At 35.6% G+C, this 17,449-nt stretch carries 21 protein-coding genes and 1 tRNA gene; 2 read left to right on the forward strand and 20 right to left on the reverse strand.

The features are described from left to right. Positions 1-8: 8 nt before the first annotated feature. The 5 genes from coaBC to ACOEN1_RS04230 are packed head-to-tail and all read right to left on the reverse strand — an operon-like array spanning position 9 to position 3,221. Positions 9-1,217 (reverse strand): bifunctional phosphopantothenoylcysteine decarboxylase/phosphopantothenate--cysteine ligase CoaBC, encoded by a 1,209-nt coding sequence (gene coaBC / locus ACOEN1_RS04210; protein WP_422485193.1) that lies wholly within the window; start codon positions 1,215-1,217, stop codon positions 9-11. A gap of 8 nt (positions 1,218-1,225) precedes the next feature. Further along, a complete protein-coding gene (gene rpoZ / locus ACOEN1_RS04215; protein WP_422485194.1) occupies positions 1,226-1,432 on the reverse strand; it encodes a DNA-directed RNA polymerase subunit omega in 207 nt (68 codons plus the stop codon). After that, positions 1,425-2,048 carry a guanylate kinase gene (gene gmk, locus ACOEN1_RS04220; RefSeq protein ID WP_422485195.1) on the reverse strand — a complete coding sequence of 208 codons (624 nt, stop codon included), beginning with the start codon at positions 2,046-2,048 and terminating at the stop codon, positions 1,425-1,427. Before gmk ends, rpoZ begins: the two co-directional genes overlap by 8 nt. A gap of 22 nt (positions 2,049-2,070) precedes the next feature. Further along, on the reverse strand, positions 2,071-2,328 hold the full coding sequence (remA, locus tag ACOEN1_RS04225; RefSeq protein ID WP_409227421.1) for an extracellular matrix/biofilm regulator RemA: 258 nt from the start codon (positions 2,326-2,328) through the stop codon (positions 2,071-2,073). A gap of 11 nt (positions 2,329-2,339) precedes the next feature. Further along, on the reverse strand, positions 2,340-3,221 hold the full coding sequence (locus tag ACOEN1_RS04230) for a YicC/YloC family endoribonuclease (RefSeq protein ID WP_422485196.1): 882 nt from the start codon (positions 3,219-3,221) through the stop codon (positions 2,340-2,342). A 289-nt stretch (positions 3,222-3,510) separates the two neighbouring features. Between ACOEN1_RS04230 and ACOEN1_RS04235 the strand changes: the two genes are divergently transcribed. Further along, entirely contained in the window at positions 3,511-5,286 is a 1,776-nt protein-coding gene (locus tag ACOEN1_RS04235; protein ID WP_422485197.1) for an Rqc2 family fibronectin-binding protein, read from the forward strand. An 8-nt stretch (positions 5,287-5,294) separates the two neighbouring features. Here the strand turns inward: ACOEN1_RS04235 and pyrR are convergent, their stop codons facing one another. The 10 genes from pyrR to ACOEN1_RS04285 are packed head-to-tail and all read right to left on the reverse strand — an operon-like array spanning position 5,295 to position 11,643. Continuing rightward, positions 5,295-5,828, reverse strand: a complete 534-nt coding sequence (gene pyrR / locus ACOEN1_RS04240; RefSeq protein WP_422485198.1) for a bifunctional pyr operon transcriptional regulator/uracil phosphoribosyltransferase PyrR — start codon at positions 5,826-5,828, stop codon at positions 5,295-5,297. After that, a complete protein-coding gene (locus tag ACOEN1_RS04245) occupies positions 5,828-6,745 on the reverse strand; it encodes an RluA family pseudouridine synthase (RefSeq protein WP_422485200.1) in 918 nt (305 codons plus the stop codon). Before ACOEN1_RS04245 ends, pyrR begins: the two co-directional genes overlap by 1 nt. Before the next feature lies 1 nt (position 6,746). Beyond that, positions 6,747-7,232: a signal peptidase II gene (lspA, locus tag ACOEN1_RS04250; protein WP_422485202.1), complete on the reverse strand. Its 486-nt coding sequence runs from the start codon at positions 7,230-7,232 to the stop codon at positions 6,747-6,749. Positions 7,233-7,276: 44 nt separating this feature from the next. After that, positions 7,277-7,780, reverse strand: a complete 504-nt coding sequence (locus tag ACOEN1_RS04255) for a DivIVA domain-containing protein (RefSeq protein ID WP_422485204.1) — start codon at positions 7,778-7,780, stop codon at positions 7,277-7,279. 12 nt (positions 7,781-7,792) lie between these two features. Further along, entirely contained in the window at positions 7,793-8,575 is a 783-nt protein-coding gene (locus ACOEN1_RS04260; protein WP_422485206.1) for an RNA-binding protein, read from the reverse strand. Positions 8,576-8,578: 3 nt separating this feature from the next. Further along, positions 8,579-8,845 carry a YggT family protein gene (locus tag ACOEN1_RS04265; protein ID WP_422485207.1) on the reverse strand — a complete coding sequence of 89 codons (267 nt, stop codon included), beginning with the start codon at positions 8,843-8,845 and terminating at the stop codon, positions 8,579-8,581. A gap of 10 nt (positions 8,846-8,855) precedes the next feature. Continuing rightward, on the reverse strand, positions 8,856-9,287 hold the full coding sequence (locus ACOEN1_RS04270; protein WP_422485209.1) for a cell division protein SepF: 432 nt from the start codon (positions 9,285-9,287) through the stop codon (positions 8,856-8,858). 11 nt (positions 9,288-9,298) lie between these two features. Next, entirely contained in the window at positions 9,299-9,985 is a 687-nt protein-coding gene (locus tag ACOEN1_RS04275) for a YggS family pyridoxal phosphate-dependent enzyme (RefSeq protein WP_422485260.1), read from the reverse strand. A 15-nt stretch (positions 9,986-10,000) separates the two neighbouring features. Next, positions 10,001-11,257, reverse strand: coding sequence for an HlyD family efflux transporter periplasmic adaptor subunit (locus ACOEN1_RS04280; RefSeq protein ID WP_422485211.1), 1,257 nt, complete (start codon positions 11,255-11,257; stop codon positions 10,001-10,003). A gap of 11 nt (positions 11,258-11,268) precedes the next feature. After that, entirely contained in the window at positions 11,269-11,643 is a 375-nt protein-coding gene (locus tag ACOEN1_RS04285; RefSeq protein WP_422485213.1) for a hypothetical protein, read from the reverse strand. A 102-nt stretch (positions 11,644-11,745) separates the two neighbouring features. Between ACOEN1_RS04285 and ACOEN1_RS04290 the strand changes: the two genes are divergently transcribed. Then, positions 11,746-11,822, forward strand: a tRNA-Pro gene (locus tag ACOEN1_RS04290). A 27-nt stretch (positions 11,823-11,849) separates the two neighbouring features. Here ACOEN1_RS04290 and ACOEN1_RS04295 read toward each other — a convergent pair. The 5 genes from ACOEN1_RS04295 to glyA form a co-directional block, all read right to left on the reverse strand. After that, positions 11,850-12,878: an NAD(P)H-dependent glycerol-3-phosphate dehydrogenase gene (locus ACOEN1_RS04295; protein ID WP_422485215.1), complete on the reverse strand. Its 1,029-nt coding sequence runs from the start codon at positions 12,876-12,878 to the stop codon at positions 11,850-11,852. A gap of 5 nt (positions 12,879-12,883) precedes the next feature. Further along, complete coding sequence (gene plsY / locus ACOEN1_RS04300) at positions 12,884-13,471, reverse strand: glycerol-3-phosphate 1-O-acyltransferase PlsY (RefSeq protein WP_422485217.1); 588 nt, start codon at positions 13,469-13,471, stop codon at positions 12,884-12,886. Between the two features lie 2 nt (positions 13,472-13,473). After that, positions 13,474-14,790 carry a ribosome biogenesis GTPase Der gene (gene der, locus ACOEN1_RS04305; RefSeq protein WP_422485219.1) on the reverse strand — a complete coding sequence of 439 codons (1,317 nt, stop codon included), beginning with the start codon at positions 14,788-14,790 and terminating at the stop codon, positions 13,474-13,476. Then, positions 14,787-16,124: a DUF512 domain-containing protein gene (locus ACOEN1_RS04310; protein ID WP_422485221.1), complete on the reverse strand. Its 1,338-nt coding sequence runs from the start codon at positions 16,122-16,124 to the stop codon at positions 14,787-14,789. The genes der and ACOEN1_RS04310 overlap by 4 nt, the downstream gene beginning before the upstream one ends. A gap of 65 nt (positions 16,125-16,189) precedes the next feature. Continuing rightward, the gene (glyA, locus tag ACOEN1_RS04315) at positions 16,190-17,419 is read right to left on the reverse strand and encodes a serine hydroxymethyltransferase (RefSeq protein ID WP_422485222.1); all 1,230 of its coding nucleotides are present in this window, start codon (positions 17,417-17,419) and stop codon (positions 16,190-16,192) included. Positions 17,420-17,449: the final 30 nt, after the last annotated feature.

Below are 17,449 nucleotides of genomic sequence, written 5' to 3' on the forward strand. Positions count from 1 at the left end.
AATTTCTACTAACTTCTGTTTTCCAGTATCAACTTCACCTTATCCAGTATAAAAGATGACAAATCATCCTTTGACATCAATGGAAGGCTTTCAATCTGGCCTGAAGCATCATAAATGGTGGCTATATTAGTATCGCCCTTAAACCCCGCTCCGTCCTGGGTTATATCATTCGCAACAATAAAATCCAAGTTCTTTTCTTTCATTTTTAAACCAGCATATTCTTCTATATTATTGGTCTCAGCTGCAAAGCCTACCATTATGCGATGTTCCTTGATTTTTCCAAAATAGGCAGCAATATCAGGATTCTTAGTTAGTTCGATAGACATTGACTTCGATTCATTTTCTCTTTTCTTGATTTTTTTGTCACTGTAGTTCAAAGGCTTAAAATCAGAAGGAGCAGCAGCTTTTATCAAGACATCACAGTTTTCGAAATGCTCTCTTACTGCTTCCATCATTTCTTCTGTTGACTTAATATTCACGATTTTTACATTGGAAGGTGGGTCTAAATCAACTGGACCCGAAATCAGGACAACCTCAGCTCCCCTCTTTGCAGCAATACTAGCAATTGAGTACCCCATTTTTCCACTTGAGTGATTTGTAATAAATCTCACTGGATCTATTTCCTCAATTGTTGGGCCCGCGGTAACAACTATTTTTTTGCCTTTAAGATCCTTTTCAGTGAAATAATCCTCCAGATAAGTAATAATCTCTGCCGGTTCAGCCATTTTCCCAGCACCCACGTCACCACAGGCAAGTCTTCCTTCTCCTGTGTTCATGAATTGGTGCCCAAGTTCTTTCAAAGCTTTAATGTTTTTTTGTGTTATTGGATTCAAATACATATTCGTATTCATTGCTGGAGCAAATAGTATACTGACATTGGAAGCCATAACGACTGTTGTCAGCATATTGTCTGCAATCCCATTGGCTATCTTGCCAATTGTGTTTGCAGTTGCAGGGGCTATAAGAATAATATCTGGTCTTTGAGCAAGAGCAATATGTTCAACTTCCATATAGCTCTCCAGACCAAACAAATCAAAGTGAACTTTGCTCTGTGACATTGTCTGAAATGTCAAAGGGCTAACAAATTCAGTTGCTGCCTTAGTCATTACAACATCAACCTTAGCGCCGGATTTTTTCAACTTGCTTACCAGATCTGCTGATTTATATGCAGCTATACCTCCTGTAATTCCCAATAGTATGTGCTTGTCCTTTAACATGATTTCACCTACTTAAAACTTCCAGCGGAAGGATTTACAAACTCAACCTTTCCTTCAGCAATTTCATCCAAAGCAATGGTTACTGGCTTGTTAGCCTTTGTATCTACTCTTGGAGTTGAACCTTCTACAAGTTGTCTTGCTCTTCTGGCAGCCACCATAACCAAAGTATATCTACTTTCTTTAGGAAGACAGTTCTCTTTTATCTTATCATTCATTTTTGCTACCCCCTTTTCTAGTTACCAGTTCTTTAATACCATTATGTCTCTTAACTCTAAGCTTTTCAGAATGTATGATGGCTTCAATATCTGCTACAGCTGCATCAACCTTATCATTTACTACAAAGAAGTCATATTCGCCAACGAAATCCAATTCCTTGAATGCATTTGAAAATCTAGTATCGATATCTTCTTCAGTTTCTGTGCCTCTCTTAACTATTCTGTTCCTCAACTCATCCATTGTAGGTGGTAAAAGGAAAATGAATACTGCTTCTTTATAATTTTTTTTAATCTGTAGTGCACCCTGTACATCAATTTCGAGTAATACTATTTCACCCTTTTCTATCTGGTCGAAAACAAATTTCTTTGGAGTTCCATAGTAATTCGTATGCACAAATGCATGCTCGATAAACTCACCCTTTTCAACCATATCCATGAAAACATCTTTATCATAGAAAAAATAGTTTTCACCATCAACTTCAGTAGCTCTAGGATTTCTTGTTGTAGCAGAAATTGAAAATACAATGTCGTCTCTACTTTGCATAAGCGCCTGACTTACTGTTCCCTTTCCGCTACCCGAAGGACCTGAAAGAACTAATAAAAATCCTTTTGCCATAATTTCTCACCATCTTTCATCATTATTCATGCCCATCCTCTTTGGTATGGAGTCTATGTGCAATAGTCTCCGGTTGCAAAGGGGATAATACAATATGACCACTGTCCATAACAATTACTGCCCTGGTTCTTCTACCGTAGGTTGCATCTATTAGCGTTCCCTGTTCCTTGGATTCTTGAACCAGTCTTTTTATTGGAGCAGATTCTGGACTGACTACAGAAACAACCTTGTTTGATGCAACTACATTTCCAAAGCCTACATTTATAAAATAAACTAACATAGTTCTTCCTCCTACTCGATGTTCTGTACCTGCTCCCTTATCTTTTCAATTTCAGACTTTAATTCAACGACAGCCTTTACAATATCCGTATCGCTAGACTTGCTACCTATTGTGTTAACTTCCCTGTTGAACTCCTGAATTAGAAAATCAAGCTTCCTACCTATTGAGTCTTTTTCTGATAAAATCTCTTTTAACTGAGATACATGACTCTTTAATCTAGTCAATTCTTCATCTATACTACTTTTATCTGCATAAATTGCTATCTCCATGGCAAGTCGGTCCATATCAACAGCAGCAACATCCTCTAAAATTGCTTGAATTCTTTCATTCAGCTTAGATTTATACTCCTCTACTACAAGAGGGGCTCTCTCTTCAATTCTAGTTGCTATAGATTCGATGTTTCCCAACTTTCCATGAATGTCTTTCCTAAGTTGCTCACCTTCATACTCCCTCATTGCAATCATTTTGTCCAGAGCTTTGATTGTTGACTCTTTTATAGCTTCCCATACAAGATCTTCATCCAGCTCTTTCTTCTCGGTTTTAATTACATCAGAGATTGAAAGGATATTATTGAGTCTGATACTATCATCGATATCCAATTCACTTTTTAACTCTTCAAGAGCTGATTTAAAGCTTCTGGCTAATGAAATATCAACTTTAACATCTACAGCTGTTGTTTCAGCGAATTCAAAATTGACAAATACATCTACCTTCCCTCTATGCATTCTCTCCTTTATCAGCTTTTTAATACTTTCTTCAAGATAAATGAGATACCTTGGCAGCTTAACATTTATATCCAAATACCTGTGATTCACTGATTTCAGTTCAATCTTAAGTTTATACAGCTGGTTCTCAGACTCTCCTTTTCCATAGCCTGTCATACTTCTAATCAATGGAATCCCTCCTTTTTATCCATAAAAGATATCAATCAATCTTATTATTTAAAATTCGATCATCAACCGATAAAAACCACAATCCATCATCAAGTGATTATAATGCATAGATATCTTTATACGAGTTATAGAATATTATACATCTATGAATATAAATATCTACTATTTATTACGAAATATTAATATTTAGATGTAATCCTCTAAAATAATTATGTGTACAAGATTGTCAATTCTTCATCGATCCAATTTGTGGTATACTAGATAGACAACATAAATACGGAGGTTTAAAATGTCATTTGATGGTATAGTAACCAGATCAGTAGTATCCGAATTAAATAGTATATTGCTTGGCGGTAGGATAGATAAGATTTATCAACATGAAAAAGACGAAATGTTAATACAGATATACAGTAAGGGAAAGAATCATCGATTGCTAATATCCGCAAGTAGCAACAACCCAAGAATATATTTAACAAGCTCCCCAAAAACTAATCCACTTTCACCACCAATGTTTTGCATGCTACTTAGGAAACACCTGACTGGCAGTATAATACTGGACATTAGGCAGAGAGGTTTGGATAGAGTTGTCATATTTACTCTTTCAGGTAAAGATGAACTTGGCAACCCCACTGAAAGAGAGCTCATCGTTGAAATAATGGGAAAACATAGTAATATTATACTTATTGATAAGGATTCCAGGAAAATTATTGACTCTATAAAAAGAATCCCTGCTGAAATCTCTAGGGTCAGACAACTGCTTCCGGGATTTGACTATTCCTTTATAGAATCAGAAGGCAAGGTAGATCCACTCCAGTCAGATCAGAATGATTTCTATGATCACCTAGATAAAGCTAATGGAAGTCAAAAAATATTTAAGTTTCTTTATCAAAGTTTTACTGGCCTCAGTCCACTAGCAGGCAGAGAGATCTGTAGCATAGCAGGCCTTGACTCAGACAGAGTCATCTTAAGTCTTGATGATAATGACAAAAACAATCTTTTAAATGGTCTTAATCAATTTATTCAAAAAGTTAAGAATGAAGAATTTAAACCAGTGTATATATTAAAGGAAGAGGATAGTAATGTTGAGGCCTTCTATGCATTCCCATTATCACAATACCGAGGGATGAATCAAATAGAGACTAACAGTGTTTCAAAAATGCTCGATTTTGTATATAACTCTAGGGATACAAGTGATAGAGTTAAACAGAAATCAGCTTCACTTAAGAAAATCCTGCACACCAAGCTTGAAAGAGCACAGAATAAACTTTCAAAGCAAAGAGAGGAGCTTCTAAATAGTAAAGATAGAGAAAAATATAAAGTATATGCTGATTTAATACAATCAAATCTATACAGGATAAATAAAGGACTTGATCAAGTCATACTTGAAAATTTTTATGATGAAAATCTAGAGAAGTTAAAGGTTCCCCTAGATCCAAAAACAAGTCCTGCGGAAAATGCCCAAAGATATTACAAGAAATATGGCAAGCTAAAAACTGCCAATCAGCTATTACTTGCTCAGATTCCAGAAACAGAGTCTGAAATATCCTATATTGAACATGTCCTTGTAAGCCTTGAAAACGCAACCGATGTCAAAGAACTTGATGAAATTAAGGATGAACTTATTCTAGAGGGTTATATACAAAGACGAAGCATGAAAGATAGGAAGAAAAAAGTAAAATTGTCAGGTCCACTAAGATTTGTATCATCAGAAGGCTTTGAAATTTTTGTAGGAAGAAATAACAGGCAAAATGAAATGCTCACTATGAAAATCGCAAAAAAAGAAGATATCTGGCTTCATACAAAAGGAATTCCTGGAAGTCACGTTATCATCAAGACAGAGGGAAACTCAGTCCCAGAACAAACTCTTACTGAAGCAGGTTTACTAGCTGCTTATTACAGCAAAGGTAGAAACTCAGGAAGTGTCGAAGTGGACTATACAGAAAAAAAATACGTAAGAAAACCAAAGAATGGAAAGACCGGACTGGTAGTGTATGAAAACCAAAAAACCATAGTGGTAAATCCATCTCCAGCAGAATTAGACAAGATAAAAAAGATAGAGGATTAATAGGTCCTCTATCTTTTCATAATAACCACTTCATCTTTTCCATCTATTTCCTTCAATTTGACACCTACAACTTCAGTTCTTGCAGTAGGTACATTTTTACCTACATAATCCGGCCTTATTGGGAATTCTCTGTGCCCTCGGTCCACTAACACAGCCAATTGTACTTTCCTGGGTCTGCCGTTGTCGATTAATGCATCCAGAGCAGCTCTGACAGTTCTTCCAGTATAGATTACATCATCAACTAAAACAATCTTCTTACCATTTATTTCACCCTTGAAGCTTTCATTTACAACAGGTTGATTTCCAATTTCCTCAAGATCATCCCTATATAGACTAATGTCCAGAGTATATACTGGTACGTCTTCGCCTTCAATATTAAATATCATTTCTGCAATTCTCCTGGCAAAAGGGACGCCCCTTGTTTTAACCCCAACCAAAACCAAGTCTTTTATGCCTTTGTTTCTTTCAATTATTTCATTTGAAATCCTAGTTGTTGCTCTGGCAATTGCCTTATTGTCCATAATAACGGCTTTTACTATCATTATTGAACCTCCCTTTGCAGCTTTGCCAATATTTTTTTGAAATCCTCTGGTAATTCACACTCAAATTCAACTTTAGTCTTGGTTGAAGGGTGAGTGAATCCCAACTTTCTAGCATGTAACAGTTGCCTCTTTACATTAAATTCATTCTTACCGCTTGAATACACAGGATCTCCCACCACTGGATTACCAAAGTACGCAAAATGTACCCTTATTTGATGTGTTCTTCCGGTTTCAAGTCTAACTGAAACTAATGTGTACTTACCATACCTCTCTTTAACAGTGAAATGGCTTATAGCTTCTTTGCTGTTTTTGTCAGTTACAGCCATTTTCTTTCTATCTCTCTGATTCCTGCCTATTGGTGCATTTATCGTTCCGCCGTCCTGTTTGACATTACCATGAACCAAAGTTATGTACTCTCTATAAACACCGTGGTATTTTAACTGCTCAGATAGCTCTCTGTGAGCTTTATCATTCTTAGCTATCACTATCAGGCCTGAGGTGTCCTTATCCAACCTGTGGACGATTCCTGGCCTTATAATGCCATTAATAGATGACAGGTTATCCATACGATACATAAGTGCATTGACAAGTGTTCCTGAATAGTTTCCAGGTGCCGGATGTACAACCATTCCATAATCCTTATCTATTACCGCCAAATCATCGTCTTCATAAACAATTTCGATTGGGATATTCTCAGGTGTAATTTCAAGAATTTTGGGCTCAGGAAGCTGTACAAGAATTGTATCACCTTCTTTGACCAAATAACTTGGCTTTTTGAAAGATTTATTTACAGTAATTAACTTATCTTTTATTAGTTTATGAATTCTGGTTCGTGAAAACTCATCCAGCTCCAATGAAAGAAAAAAGTCCAGTCTTTCATTATCTTCTTCACCTACATAGATTTCGATTTCTTTCAATTTAAATCACCTGTGCCTTATCATATTTGTCAAATAATATTACAAAAATAAGTAGCCCTGTTCCTATGACAATAAAGATATCTGCAATATTAAAAACTGGAAAATCATATAATCTTCCAAGGTCAACCTTAATAAAATCTACTACATACCCAAGTCTAACTCTATCAATTAGATTGCCTAAAGCGCCCCCCAATAGAAATCCCATGGCTATATTTGCAACCAAAGTTAGTTTTTTCTGATTCTTTATCATATATATTGACATTACCACTAATACTAGAGTAGTAACTGAAATAAAGAATAATCTTTGGTTTTGAAGTATACCAAAAGCAGCGCCATAGTTCTTTACAAAATGGAGTTCAATTAAATCATTAATGAGCACTATCGGCTTTTTATTCATTAAATATAAAACTGACAAATGCTTTGTTGCCTGATCAGCTACTATAATCAGAATTCCCAATATAAATCCCAATGCTTTTCCTCCTACCATTCTTTCATTTTACAGAACAAAAAGAAGCCAACGCTCCTCCTGGTCTATTCTTTCAAATCTTTCTCTTCTGTTGTACTGCTTTCAACTCTGTTTTTATTATCTACATTGTTATAATACTCCTCCAATGAAAGTAGCTGAGATTTAAGGAAAGACTCGTATCTGGTTTTGAATATAAACAACTCTTTTTGAAGATAATCATATTCATTCTTTATTCCTCTTACGTCCTCTCTCGATTGCTCAATGATTCTTCTTCCTGTATCCTCGGCATTCTCAATTATAATTTCAGCTTTGTTTCTTGCATTGACGGTGACTTCATCTGCTGCTTGCTGAGCAACTAAAAGCGTGCTTTTCAAGGTTTCTTCCATGGTCTGGAACTGTCTTATCTGGTCAGTAAGCATATTAATTTTATCCTTGTATTCAATATTTTCCTTATACATTCTTTCATAATCGTCAATAATCTCTGTAAGGAAAGAATTGACTTCCTTAGGATAGAAACCTCTAAAAGTTTTTTTGAAATTCTTATTCTGGATATCTAAAGGTGTTATCATTTAATCACTCCATTACACTAGTTTTCTGATTGTCAGATTTAGTCTTCCTTTTTTTGAAGTACCGCCTAGCCCATAAAAAATGGTTCTGCCTTTTCCTCTTACAGAAACAACATCCCCTATCTCAAGTACAGTATCTGATTTTTTAATTTTTTCCCAGTTTACTTTTGTATCACCTGATTTAATTAATCCCATGCTCTCACTTCTTGAAATATTGTATGCAGCACTCAGATAAACATCCAATCTCAGAGATGCTACAAATTTCTTAAGTTCAATAAAATCTGGTTTAGGGTAAACCAAGTTCTCTCCTTGAATCTCTGATATACTAATATTTTTATTGCCTGCCTTTTCAAAATTCAACAGTATATAATCCTTGATTTCTTTTTTTACTATTACTACAGTATAATTTTCATACAAAAGAATATCTCCAATTTTCTCTCTTGTCAATCCAATCCCCATTATTGCTCCAAGATAATCCTTGTGATTAAGACCATCCAGATGACCTTCAATTTTTAAGTATGAAACAGGTGATTCAAGATCTTCGCTGTATATGTACTCTGGATGTATTATTATACACTTCCTCTCAGTCTCTTCTAGCCCACCGTGAAAAATGTAGGACAATTCCTGAAAGCGATTTAGAATTGATTCACTTAACTTTTGTTCATATGGATCCATAAAGTCTGATTCGATTACCATATGACTCTTTAAAGATGACTCAATCAAATCAAGCAGCCTTCTCATCTTAAAAACTATTTCATTGTCATTAATATGATTAAGGTACATACCTTTATCTAACATATGTTACCCTACTATATTCAGTATCACAGAATAAACAACTCTCAAAAAAATTATGGCTACCCAAGGTGAAAAATCTATGAAGCCTCTTCCAAATCCAATTTTATCCAACAATGCTCTAGCAGGTGCCATAATAGGCTCTGTAAGTTCGAATAGTATTTTACCGAACAAATTATTCACAGGAATTCTGAAGATATTTACAAATATTCGTATTATAATTAAAATCTCTAAAAAATCAAATAATATCCTTACTGATCTTAGCAATGTATACATTAAAGTCTCCTTACCAAGGGAATATTCCCCTGTTCTTCAATTCGTCTTTTAATCCGTCTATTTCTATATTGTTAGGTGCAAGTATAAATATATCTTTGGTAACTTTCTGAATTTTCCCCTCAACTGCATAAAGCCCACCATTAATAAAATCAAAGATTTGCCTTTTTACATTCGTGTCTAGTTGTTCGAAATTAACTACGATTGCTTTCCTTAATTTAAGGTCATCAATAATCGCCGGTGCTTCCTCGTAGCTAAGAGGTTCATGTACTGAAATTTTCATATTATTGTTTGTGTGAATATTTACAACTTTGTTACTGAATTTTTTTGTTGACTGAGAAGACCCTGCTTCAATTTCTTCAGTTGTCTCATCAACTAAATATTCATCTTCTTCGTAATCATCAATACCTATAAAATACTTGAATTTATCAAATATATTACCCATTCTATTCCCTCCTAATAGTTTCTCTCCCCAAAAATCCCAGTTCCTACCCTAATCATATTTGATCCTTCTTCAATTGCTATTTCGAAATCATTCGTCATGCCCATGGAAAGTATATCCATGCTGATTTCTTTGTAATTCTCCACTTTGATTTTTTCGCTGAGATTGTACAACCCTCTGAAAGTGTTCCTAAGAACAACCTCATCATCCGTAAAAGGAGCTATTGTCATCAATCCTTTAATTCTTAAGTTTTCAAACATCAACACCTTTTCAATAAAAGGAATAACATCTTCTTCCTTCATACCGAACTTTGAATCCTCTTGTGATACGTTAACTTGAATTAATGTATCAATAACACGATTACTTGCCTTTGCTCTTTTATCAATCTCTTTAGCAAGTGAAATCCTGTCCAGTGAATGAATTAGATGAACCTTTTCCACTAAAAATTTCACTTTGTTTGTTTGAAGATGACCTATCATGTGGTATTTAGGTCTGTCACCAAGAATCTCCATTTTTTCAGCAAGCTCCTGGACCTTGTTTTCTCCAATATCTACAACTCCAAGGTCTAGTGCTTCAATTATCTTATCTACTTGCAGGGTTTTTGTTACTGCAACCAATTTAACTTCGTCTTCTCTCCCTGACCTATCAAGGGCAAGTCTAATTCTGTCATTTATTCCTAATAGATTATCATGGATGCTAATTTTAAAGACCTCCCATCAATTTAATATTTCATCTACATCAACAGAATCAGGATCTGTTATGACATCACTGAACATATTAATTGTCCTTACTGACCCATCTCCCGATTTTATGTATCCGTTGTTGTCACCCTTTGAAACAAATGCGTATTCTTCATCACTTGCAACTACTTCGACAGGTCTGAAGGTTACTACTCCGTAAAACTCCTTGACTTTTACCCCGACAGTATCTCCCATCTCAGTTAGAGATTCAATTGGTATTCTATAAGTTTCTTCATTAAAAGTTATTACATTTATATCTACAAATCTTTTGTCATACAATTTTTCAATGAATTTAGTGCCTTCTAGTACATAAAACACTTCGCGATTTTCTTCCAGAATCATTACAACCGGTAATTCCAATGTTACAAAACTCTCTTCTTCCAGAAGAATATTAACACTTAAAACTTCTTTCAATTCAAATTCGGTTTCAAATCCGTTTTCAATCTCCATTATCAAGTACCACTGGTAATCGTCAATTATCTTAAAAACCGGTTTTTTTTCTGTAGTTTCATCCAGTATTCCCAGTTTCTGAACTTCTTTTAGTGTTTCAATACTCATATCAGATAGCAAATTTGCATTTAAAACACTTTCCCATCCGTCTATTTTATATGATACAAGTCCTGAATGATTTGAATGAATCTCTCTATCGTATTTTGCTATTTGAGAAAGTAAGCCCTGCCGTTTATCCATAAGATCTTCAATAGAAAGGTTTTGATCAACAATATCTTCAGATGCATTGACTATGGTACTACTCTGAAGTTCAATGGATTCTCTAGTATCATTGATACCCTGATAATCCTCATCCGATAGTTGTTGATGAAGGTTGGAAACTAAGAAGTCCAAACCATCAGATGCATCTTGACTATTACTGATGTCGTTTTCCAACTCACTATAAAAATCAATCATATTTTCGATTTGGCTAAGTTCATCCTTAAGATTTGTAGTATCCTCAAGTAAAAGTACATCCGCTACAGCCTGACCAACACGAACTCTTTCTCCCTCCTTGACGACCTTGTATATATCACCATCAGTCTCTGAATAATACAACTTCTCGTCTCTTGCTAAAATTCCTTTGGCAGGAACTTCTACAACATACTCATATTCTTCTGGCAGTATAAATTTGCTTACTGTACCAGATAATCGCGGAAGTACATTCAATGCAATTATTATCAGAGCTATAAATCCTATGAAAAGAATAATCTTTCTTTTTATGTCACCCTGATATCCCATCATTCAATTCACACCTAACTAAAAAATTTGCCATATTTGCTCATTATTCTGAACTGGTTGATACTCTCAATTTTTAGCTTTATAACTTCATTTGCATATGTTACCATTTTAATTGACTGGTCATTGTTCACAGCACCTATAAGAATTCCCTTGAATTTTTCTTTTGATTTTGTCATTATGCTTATCCCATCACCAGCTTTAAGCTTGGTCCCGTCAAGAAAGAATTCCTGCATATCAGTGTCTTCTATTTCATCCTGTGATATATATCTGTTATCAATAAAGATTATATTGTTTTTCAAGTAATACTTTTCCTTGAGTACAACAAGTGTGTATCCCAGTATACCTGCAAAAAGCACAATTCCTAAAATTGCAATTAAAAACTCAAACATGCACAATCCTCCAATCTATAATTAAACTCAGTATAACATAATTTTAGCTCTTTTTAAACAACTTTACAAAATCAAATTTATCAGTTATAATACTGCTTGTGGCGGGGTGTAGCGCAGTTTGGTAGCGCACTAGTCTGGGGGACTAGGGGCCGTAGGTTCAAATCCTATCACTCCGACCAAAAATTTGAGCTGATAATCCATTGGGATTACCAGCTCGTTTTTTTATTTGTAGCAACAATTTCCATTTCGTGTTTTCTTGATCTGCCCATAAGTTTTCCTACAGATTCTCTTACATCAGCTTCTTTGTAAAGAACGTTGTAAATCTCTTTTGTAATTGGCATTTCAACTCCTATGTCTCCAGCCAATTCAAATGTTGACCTGGTTGTCTTGATTCCTTCAACTACCATTCCTATTTCTTCAATAGCTTCATTCAAGGAGTATCCTTTTCCTATAAGGATACCGGCTCTCCTGTTCCTGCTATGCATACTGGTACATGTTACTATCAGGTCCCCAATTCCCGAGAGTCCCGAAAATGTATCAGGATCAGCACCCAATGCCACTCCAAGCTTTGACATCTCATAAATCCCACGAGTCATCAAAGCTGCCTTTGTATTGTCCCCATAACCAAGGCCATCAGAAATACCAGCTCCAAGGGCGATTATATTCTTAAGTGCGCCACCGAGCTCCACGCCAATAACATCTGGATTAGTGTATACTCTGAAAGTGGAACATGAGAATACATCCTGAATATGTTCAGCTACCTCTTTGTTTGTAGAAGCTGAAACAACTGTAGTTGGTATATCAAGTGCTACCTCTTCTGCGTGCGAAGGACCTGATAAAGCAACAAATCTATTGTCAGGAAAGTATTCATAAACAATCTCTGAAATTCTCTTCTTTGAGCTGTTTTCAATTCCCTTTGCCACATTAACTATGATTTGTTCACTTGTTATTTTACCCTGTAAATCTTGCAGTAGTTCCCTTACACTATGTGTTGGGACTGCAAGCACGATTATGCTGCTATCATCTATTATTCTACTCAAATCTGAGTTAATTCTTAGGGTATCTGGAAGTATTATGTCAGAAAGGTACTTGCTATTTAATCTCTTTTTAATCATAGTTTCTGACTGTTGCTCAGATCTGACCCATATTCCAGTATCTATCCCATTTTTTGAGAGCAGAACCGACAAGGCGGTTCCCCAACTGCCACCACCTAGAACTGCTACTTTGGTTTTCAATAGAATCACCTGCCTATTTTATTCTCATTTCCTTTAATTAAACGTTTAATGTTTTCCTTATGTCTGTAATAACCAAGTATCATTAATGAAAATGTTAAAACAGATGTATTAATTCCTCCACCAGATAATCCAGTAAATGTCAGTAGAAAAAGAACAGTAAGAAACACAAGGGAACCTAGCGAAACGTATTTACTGATTACCGCTGTTGCAATTCCAACAATTACACTTATAAGGGTAATTGGAAATTGTATTATGGCCATAGCGCCAATGGTAGTAGCTATTCCCTTTCCACCCTTGAATTTGAAAAATATTGGCCAATTGTGACCAACAACAGTAAAAAACGCGGCAATGATACCACCGTTATAGCCACCCAGTCCAAGACCGATTAAAACAGCTATTACTCCTTTGGCAAAATCCATGAGAAAAGTAAGTACCCCTAGCTTCTTACCCATTATGCGCAATGCATTTGTTGCTCCTGCATTTCCACTACCATGATTTCTGATATCAATTTTTTTGAATGCTTTTCCAACAATATAAGCTGATGAAAAGCTTCCTATCAGGTATGAAAGAGCAGGTACCAATAGCATTTCCATATCTATTCTCCCTTTTCTCTCAGTTCAAACTTGATTGGTGTGCCCATAAATCCAAAGTGATTCCTTATCTGATTCTCAAGGTATCTAACATAAGAAAAATGCATCAGGTCCTTGGAATTTACAAATATAACAAATCTCGGTGGCCTTACGGATACCTGCGTACCATAGTAAATTTTAGCTCTTTTACCTTTATCAGATGGCGGTTGGTTAATTAATACCGCCTGATTTAGTATGTCGTTAAAAACGCCAGTACTTATTCTCATATTATAATTATTATTAACCATATTAATAGTTTCTAGTAGTTTATCCACTCTTTGGCCAGTTTTTGCTGAAATGAACAATATAGGTGCATAATTTAGAAAACCAAAAGTTTCTCTCAAATCTTTTTCAAATTTTAGATAAGTCTTATCGTTCTTATCTACTATGTCCCACTTGTTTACTGCTAAGATAATAGCTTTACCGTTATCATGGGCATAGCCTGCTATTTTAGTATCCTGCTCAGTTGGACCCATTGTTCCATCTATTATCACAACACATATATCTGATCTGTCTATTGCAGTCAAAGTTCTCACAACAGAATATCTTTCAACTTTTTCAGAAATGTACCTTTTCCTTCTTAATCCTGCAGTATCTACGAATACATAATCATTCTCACCCACTGTAAAGTGACTATCGATTGAGTCACGTGTAGTGCCCGGAATGTCCGTTACAATAACCCTCTCTTCTCCCAATATATGATTTATCAAAGATGATTTTCCTGCATTTGGTCTTCCAATAAATGCCACTCTTATTGTATCTTCATTAGCTTCAGTGTCTTTTTCTTCTGGGAAATATTTTACCAACTCATCCAGGAGATCACCAAGTCCAAGTGACTGTTCCGAAGAAATAATCATAGGCTCGCCTAGCCCCAATTCATAAAATTCATAAATCTCATCAGGTGTCTTTCTAGTGTCAATCTTATTAGCTGCCAAAACAACATTTTTCCCTGATCTTCGTAGTAAATCTCCAATTTCTCTATCTGTCGTTGTCAGTCCATCTATACCATCCACTACAAAAAGTATTACATCAGCTGTATCAATGGCTATATCTGCTTGTTTTCTTATGTTTGACATTACAATATCTTCATTCTCAGGCTCAAGTCCTCCAGTATCTATTATTGTGAAATACTGACCCAGCCATTCTGCTTCTGCATAAATTCTGTCCCTGGTTACTCCAGGTGTATCTTCTGTAATTGCAATCCTCCTGCCTGCAAATTTGTTAAATAATGTTGATTTACCAACATTTGGACGACCTACTATACATACAATCGGTCTACTCACGACCTCACCCCTGTCTCAATTAAATTAATTAATTCTAATCCATCCACTCTGGATGGCACGATTTCTATTCCTAATTTTTCTATTGCTTCCTCCAATGTAATATTATCCAGAAAAATTTCCTCGTCTTTTTTCAGCATTGATCTGGGTATAATTACTTTGTCAAATCCTTTAAACTTATTTGTCTGTTCCACAAGGTCCTTTCCTGTAACAAGTCCAGATACAGTTATAGTTTCACCAAAAAAATAATTTTTGATTGGAACCACTTCAATAATGAGATTACTATACTTTTCCATTATCATCCTTGCTATCTCCTTCATAAAACCAAATGCCAATGTTCCAGTAGCGAATATTAGCTTTTGTTTAGATTCAGAATATGATGATTTTTCAAGAGCTTCTTCAATCTCTGTTTTGAATGACCTCAACAATCCTACCCCGTTTTCATATTGTGGAAATCCTTCATACTCATCGTACTCAGGAAGTTTATTACCGGAAACAACATAGAATTCATCTGATGCAAATATATATCTGGTATTCAATTTTTCAATGTAGTGTTTTTGCATCAGTTCAACATCTTTCACTACGCTGTGTGACGTCTTATTGCTGTAAATATCTAGATTATCCAAACCTTGCCTGTACTTTGTAATACCAACCGGAACAACTGCCACAGAGTTAATTGAAGGATACAAAGTTGAAAGATCACTGATTGTTCTTTTCAACTCCTCCCCGTCATTTATGCCGGGAACTAGTACTATCTGGCAATTCATTTCAATATTCACTTCGTGAAATCTCTTGAGTATGTCAAATATTTTGCCAGCATTCTTGTTTCTGAGCATTTTCACTCTCAGTTCTGGGTTAGTCGTATGCACTGAGACATTTATTGGACTCAATCTATAGTCAATAATCCTTTGTATTTCATCCTCTCCCATATTTGTAAGAGTTATGAAATTACCCTGTAAAAATGAAAGTCTTGAGTCATCATCCTTAAAATACAGTGTATCTCTCATATTTGGCGGCAGTTGGTCAATGAAACAGAACATGCATTTATTATTACATGTCTTTGCCCTGTCTATCAATGGATTGGTGAAAATTATACCCAAATCATCGCCGGGATCTTTTTCTATTTCAAACTCCCAAATTTCTCCATCGGGTTTTTCGATTTCCACCATAAGGTATTCATCTGCCATCATGTATTTGTAGTCGATAACATCCTTAATTATTCTGTTGTTAATACTTAACAGGACATCCCCAGGATTCACATCCAGCTCATCGGCTATACTACCCAATTCCACATCTTCAATGATGTTGCGGGATTCTTTGATATTTGTTATTTCCATAATAAACCACCTGTCTAAAAGCATTAGTTAAGCCTACAGCTAGCTGTAGGCTTATTATCACTGAATTAATAAAGCGGAAATCTGTCACAAAGATCATATGTTCTTTGCTTAACAGCTTCCTTATCACTATCAGATTCCAGAGCCATAGATATTAGCTCTGCAATTTCCTTCATCTCAGCTTCTTTCATACCCCTTGTTGTCATCGCTGCGGTTCCTATTCTAACACCACTTGTAACGAATGGACTTTCAGGGTCGTTTGGTATTGTGTTTTTATTTGTAGCAATACCCACATCGTTAAGCATAGCTTCTGCATCTTTACCTGTCAAGCCTTTATTTCTGACATCCATTAAGATCAGATGGTTATCAGTACCTCCTGATACAAGTCTAAAACCTAACTCCATTAGATAATCTGCAAGAGCTTTAGTGTTGTCGACTATTTGTTTTTGATATCCCTTGAAATCATCCTGTAATGCTTCTCCAAAAGCAACAGCCTTTGCAGCAATTACATGCATAAGTGGTCCACCCTGAATGCCTGGGAAGATTGCCTTGTCAATAGCCTTTGCATATTCTGCCTTGCAAAGGATAGCTCCTCCTCTTGGACCCCTTAGAGTCTTATGAGTTGTTGTAGTAACAAAGTCGGCATAAGGAACAGGATTCTGATGTAAACCAGCAGCAATCAAGCCTGCTATATGCGCCATGTCTACCATAAGATATGCATCAACCTCGTCAGCGATTTCCTTGAATTTACTGAAATCTATCTCTCTAGGATATGCACTCGCACCAGCTACTATCATTTTAGGTTTTTCTTTCAGCGCTATTCTTCTGACTTCATCATAATCTATTGTTTCAGTTTCAGAGTCAACTCCGTAATCTACAAAATTATAGTAAGATCCTGAAATATTAACAGGACTTCCATGGGTAAGGTGTCCACCTTGTGACAATTTCATTCCAAGTACCTTGTCTCCAGGTTTTAAAAATGCAAAATAAACACCAAGATTGGCATTTGAACCTGAATGTGGTTGTACGTTCGCATGTTCAGCTCCAAATAACTCCTTAAGTCTTTCGATTGCAAGGACTTCCGCCTTGTCAACTATTTCACAGCCTCCATAATATCTTTTACCAGGATAGCCTTCAGCATATTTATTTGTCAGCTGACTTCCCATTGCTTCCATCACTGCTTCAGATACAAAGTTTTCTGATGCAATTAACTCAATATGCTTATTTTGTCGATCAATTTCTTCCTGTACAATCCTCATAATTTCTGGGTCTGTTTCTTTAAGATTACTAAAATTCATATCCCGACTCCTTTCAATTAATTCTGATTT

The organism is Gudongella sp. DL1XJH-153, from assembly GCF_049310905.1.
Taxonomy (GTDB): Bacteria; Bacillota; Clostridia; order Tissierellales; family Tissierellaceae; genus Gudongella.

Coding starts and splice junctions, on each gene's coding strand:
- coaBC (WP_422485193.1), bottom strand. CDS start 1,217: ATGTTAAAGGACAAGCACATACTATTGGGAATTACAGGAGGTATAGCT.
- gmk (WP_422485195.1), bottom strand. CDS start 2,048: ATGGCAAAAGGATTTTTATTAGTTCTTTCAGGTCCTTCGGGTAGCGGA.
- ACOEN1_RS04260 (WP_422485206.1), bottom strand. CDS start 8,575: ATGTTAGATAAAGGTATGTACCTTAATCATATTAATGACAATGAAATA.
- remA (WP_409227421.1), bottom strand. CDS start 2,328: ATGTTAGTTTATTTTATAAATGTAGGCTTTGGAAATGTAGTTGCATCA.
- ACOEN1_RS04235 (WP_422485197.1), top strand. CDS start 3,511: ATGTCATTTGATGGTATAGTAACCAGATCAGTAGTATCCGAATTAAAT.
- ACOEN1_RS04270 (WP_422485209.1), bottom strand. CDS start 9,287: ATGGGTAATATATTTGATAAATTCAAGTATTTTATAGGTATTGATGAT.
- glyA (WP_422485222.1), bottom strand. CDS start 17,419: ATGAATTTTAGTAATCTTAAAGAAACAGACCCAGAAATTATGAGGATT.
- lspA (WP_422485202.1), bottom strand. CDS start 7,232: ATGGTAGGAGGAAAAGCATTGGGATTTATATTGGGAATTCTGATTATA.
- ACOEN1_RS04310 (WP_422485221.1), bottom strand. CDS start 16,124: ATGGAAATAACAAATATCAAAGAATCCCGCAACATCATTGAAGATGTG.
- pyrR (WP_422485198.1), bottom strand. CDS start 5,828: ATGATAGTAAAAGCCGTTATTATGGACAATAAGGCAATTGCCAGAGCA.
- ACOEN1_RS04255 (WP_422485204.1), bottom strand. CDS start 7,780: ATGATAACACCTTTAGATATCCAGAATAAGAATTTCAAAAAAACTTTT.
- rpoZ (WP_422485194.1), bottom strand. CDS start 1,432: ATGAATGATAAGATAAAAGAGAACTGTCTTCCTAAAGAAAGTAGATAT.
- ACOEN1_RS04265 (WP_422485207.1), bottom strand. CDS start 8,845: ATGTATACATTGCTAAGATCAGTAAGGATATTATTTGATTTTTTAGAG.
- ACOEN1_RS04285 (WP_422485213.1), bottom strand. CDS start 11,643: ATGTTTGAGTTTTTAATTGCAATTTTAGGAATTGTGCTTTTTGCAGGT.
- ACOEN1_RS04280 (WP_422485211.1), bottom strand. CDS start 11,257: ATGATGGGATATCAGGGTGACATAAAAAGAAAGATTATTCTTTTCATA.
- plsY (WP_422485217.1), bottom strand. CDS start 13,471: ATGGAAATGCTATTGGTACCTGCTCTTTCATACCTGATAGGAAGCTTT.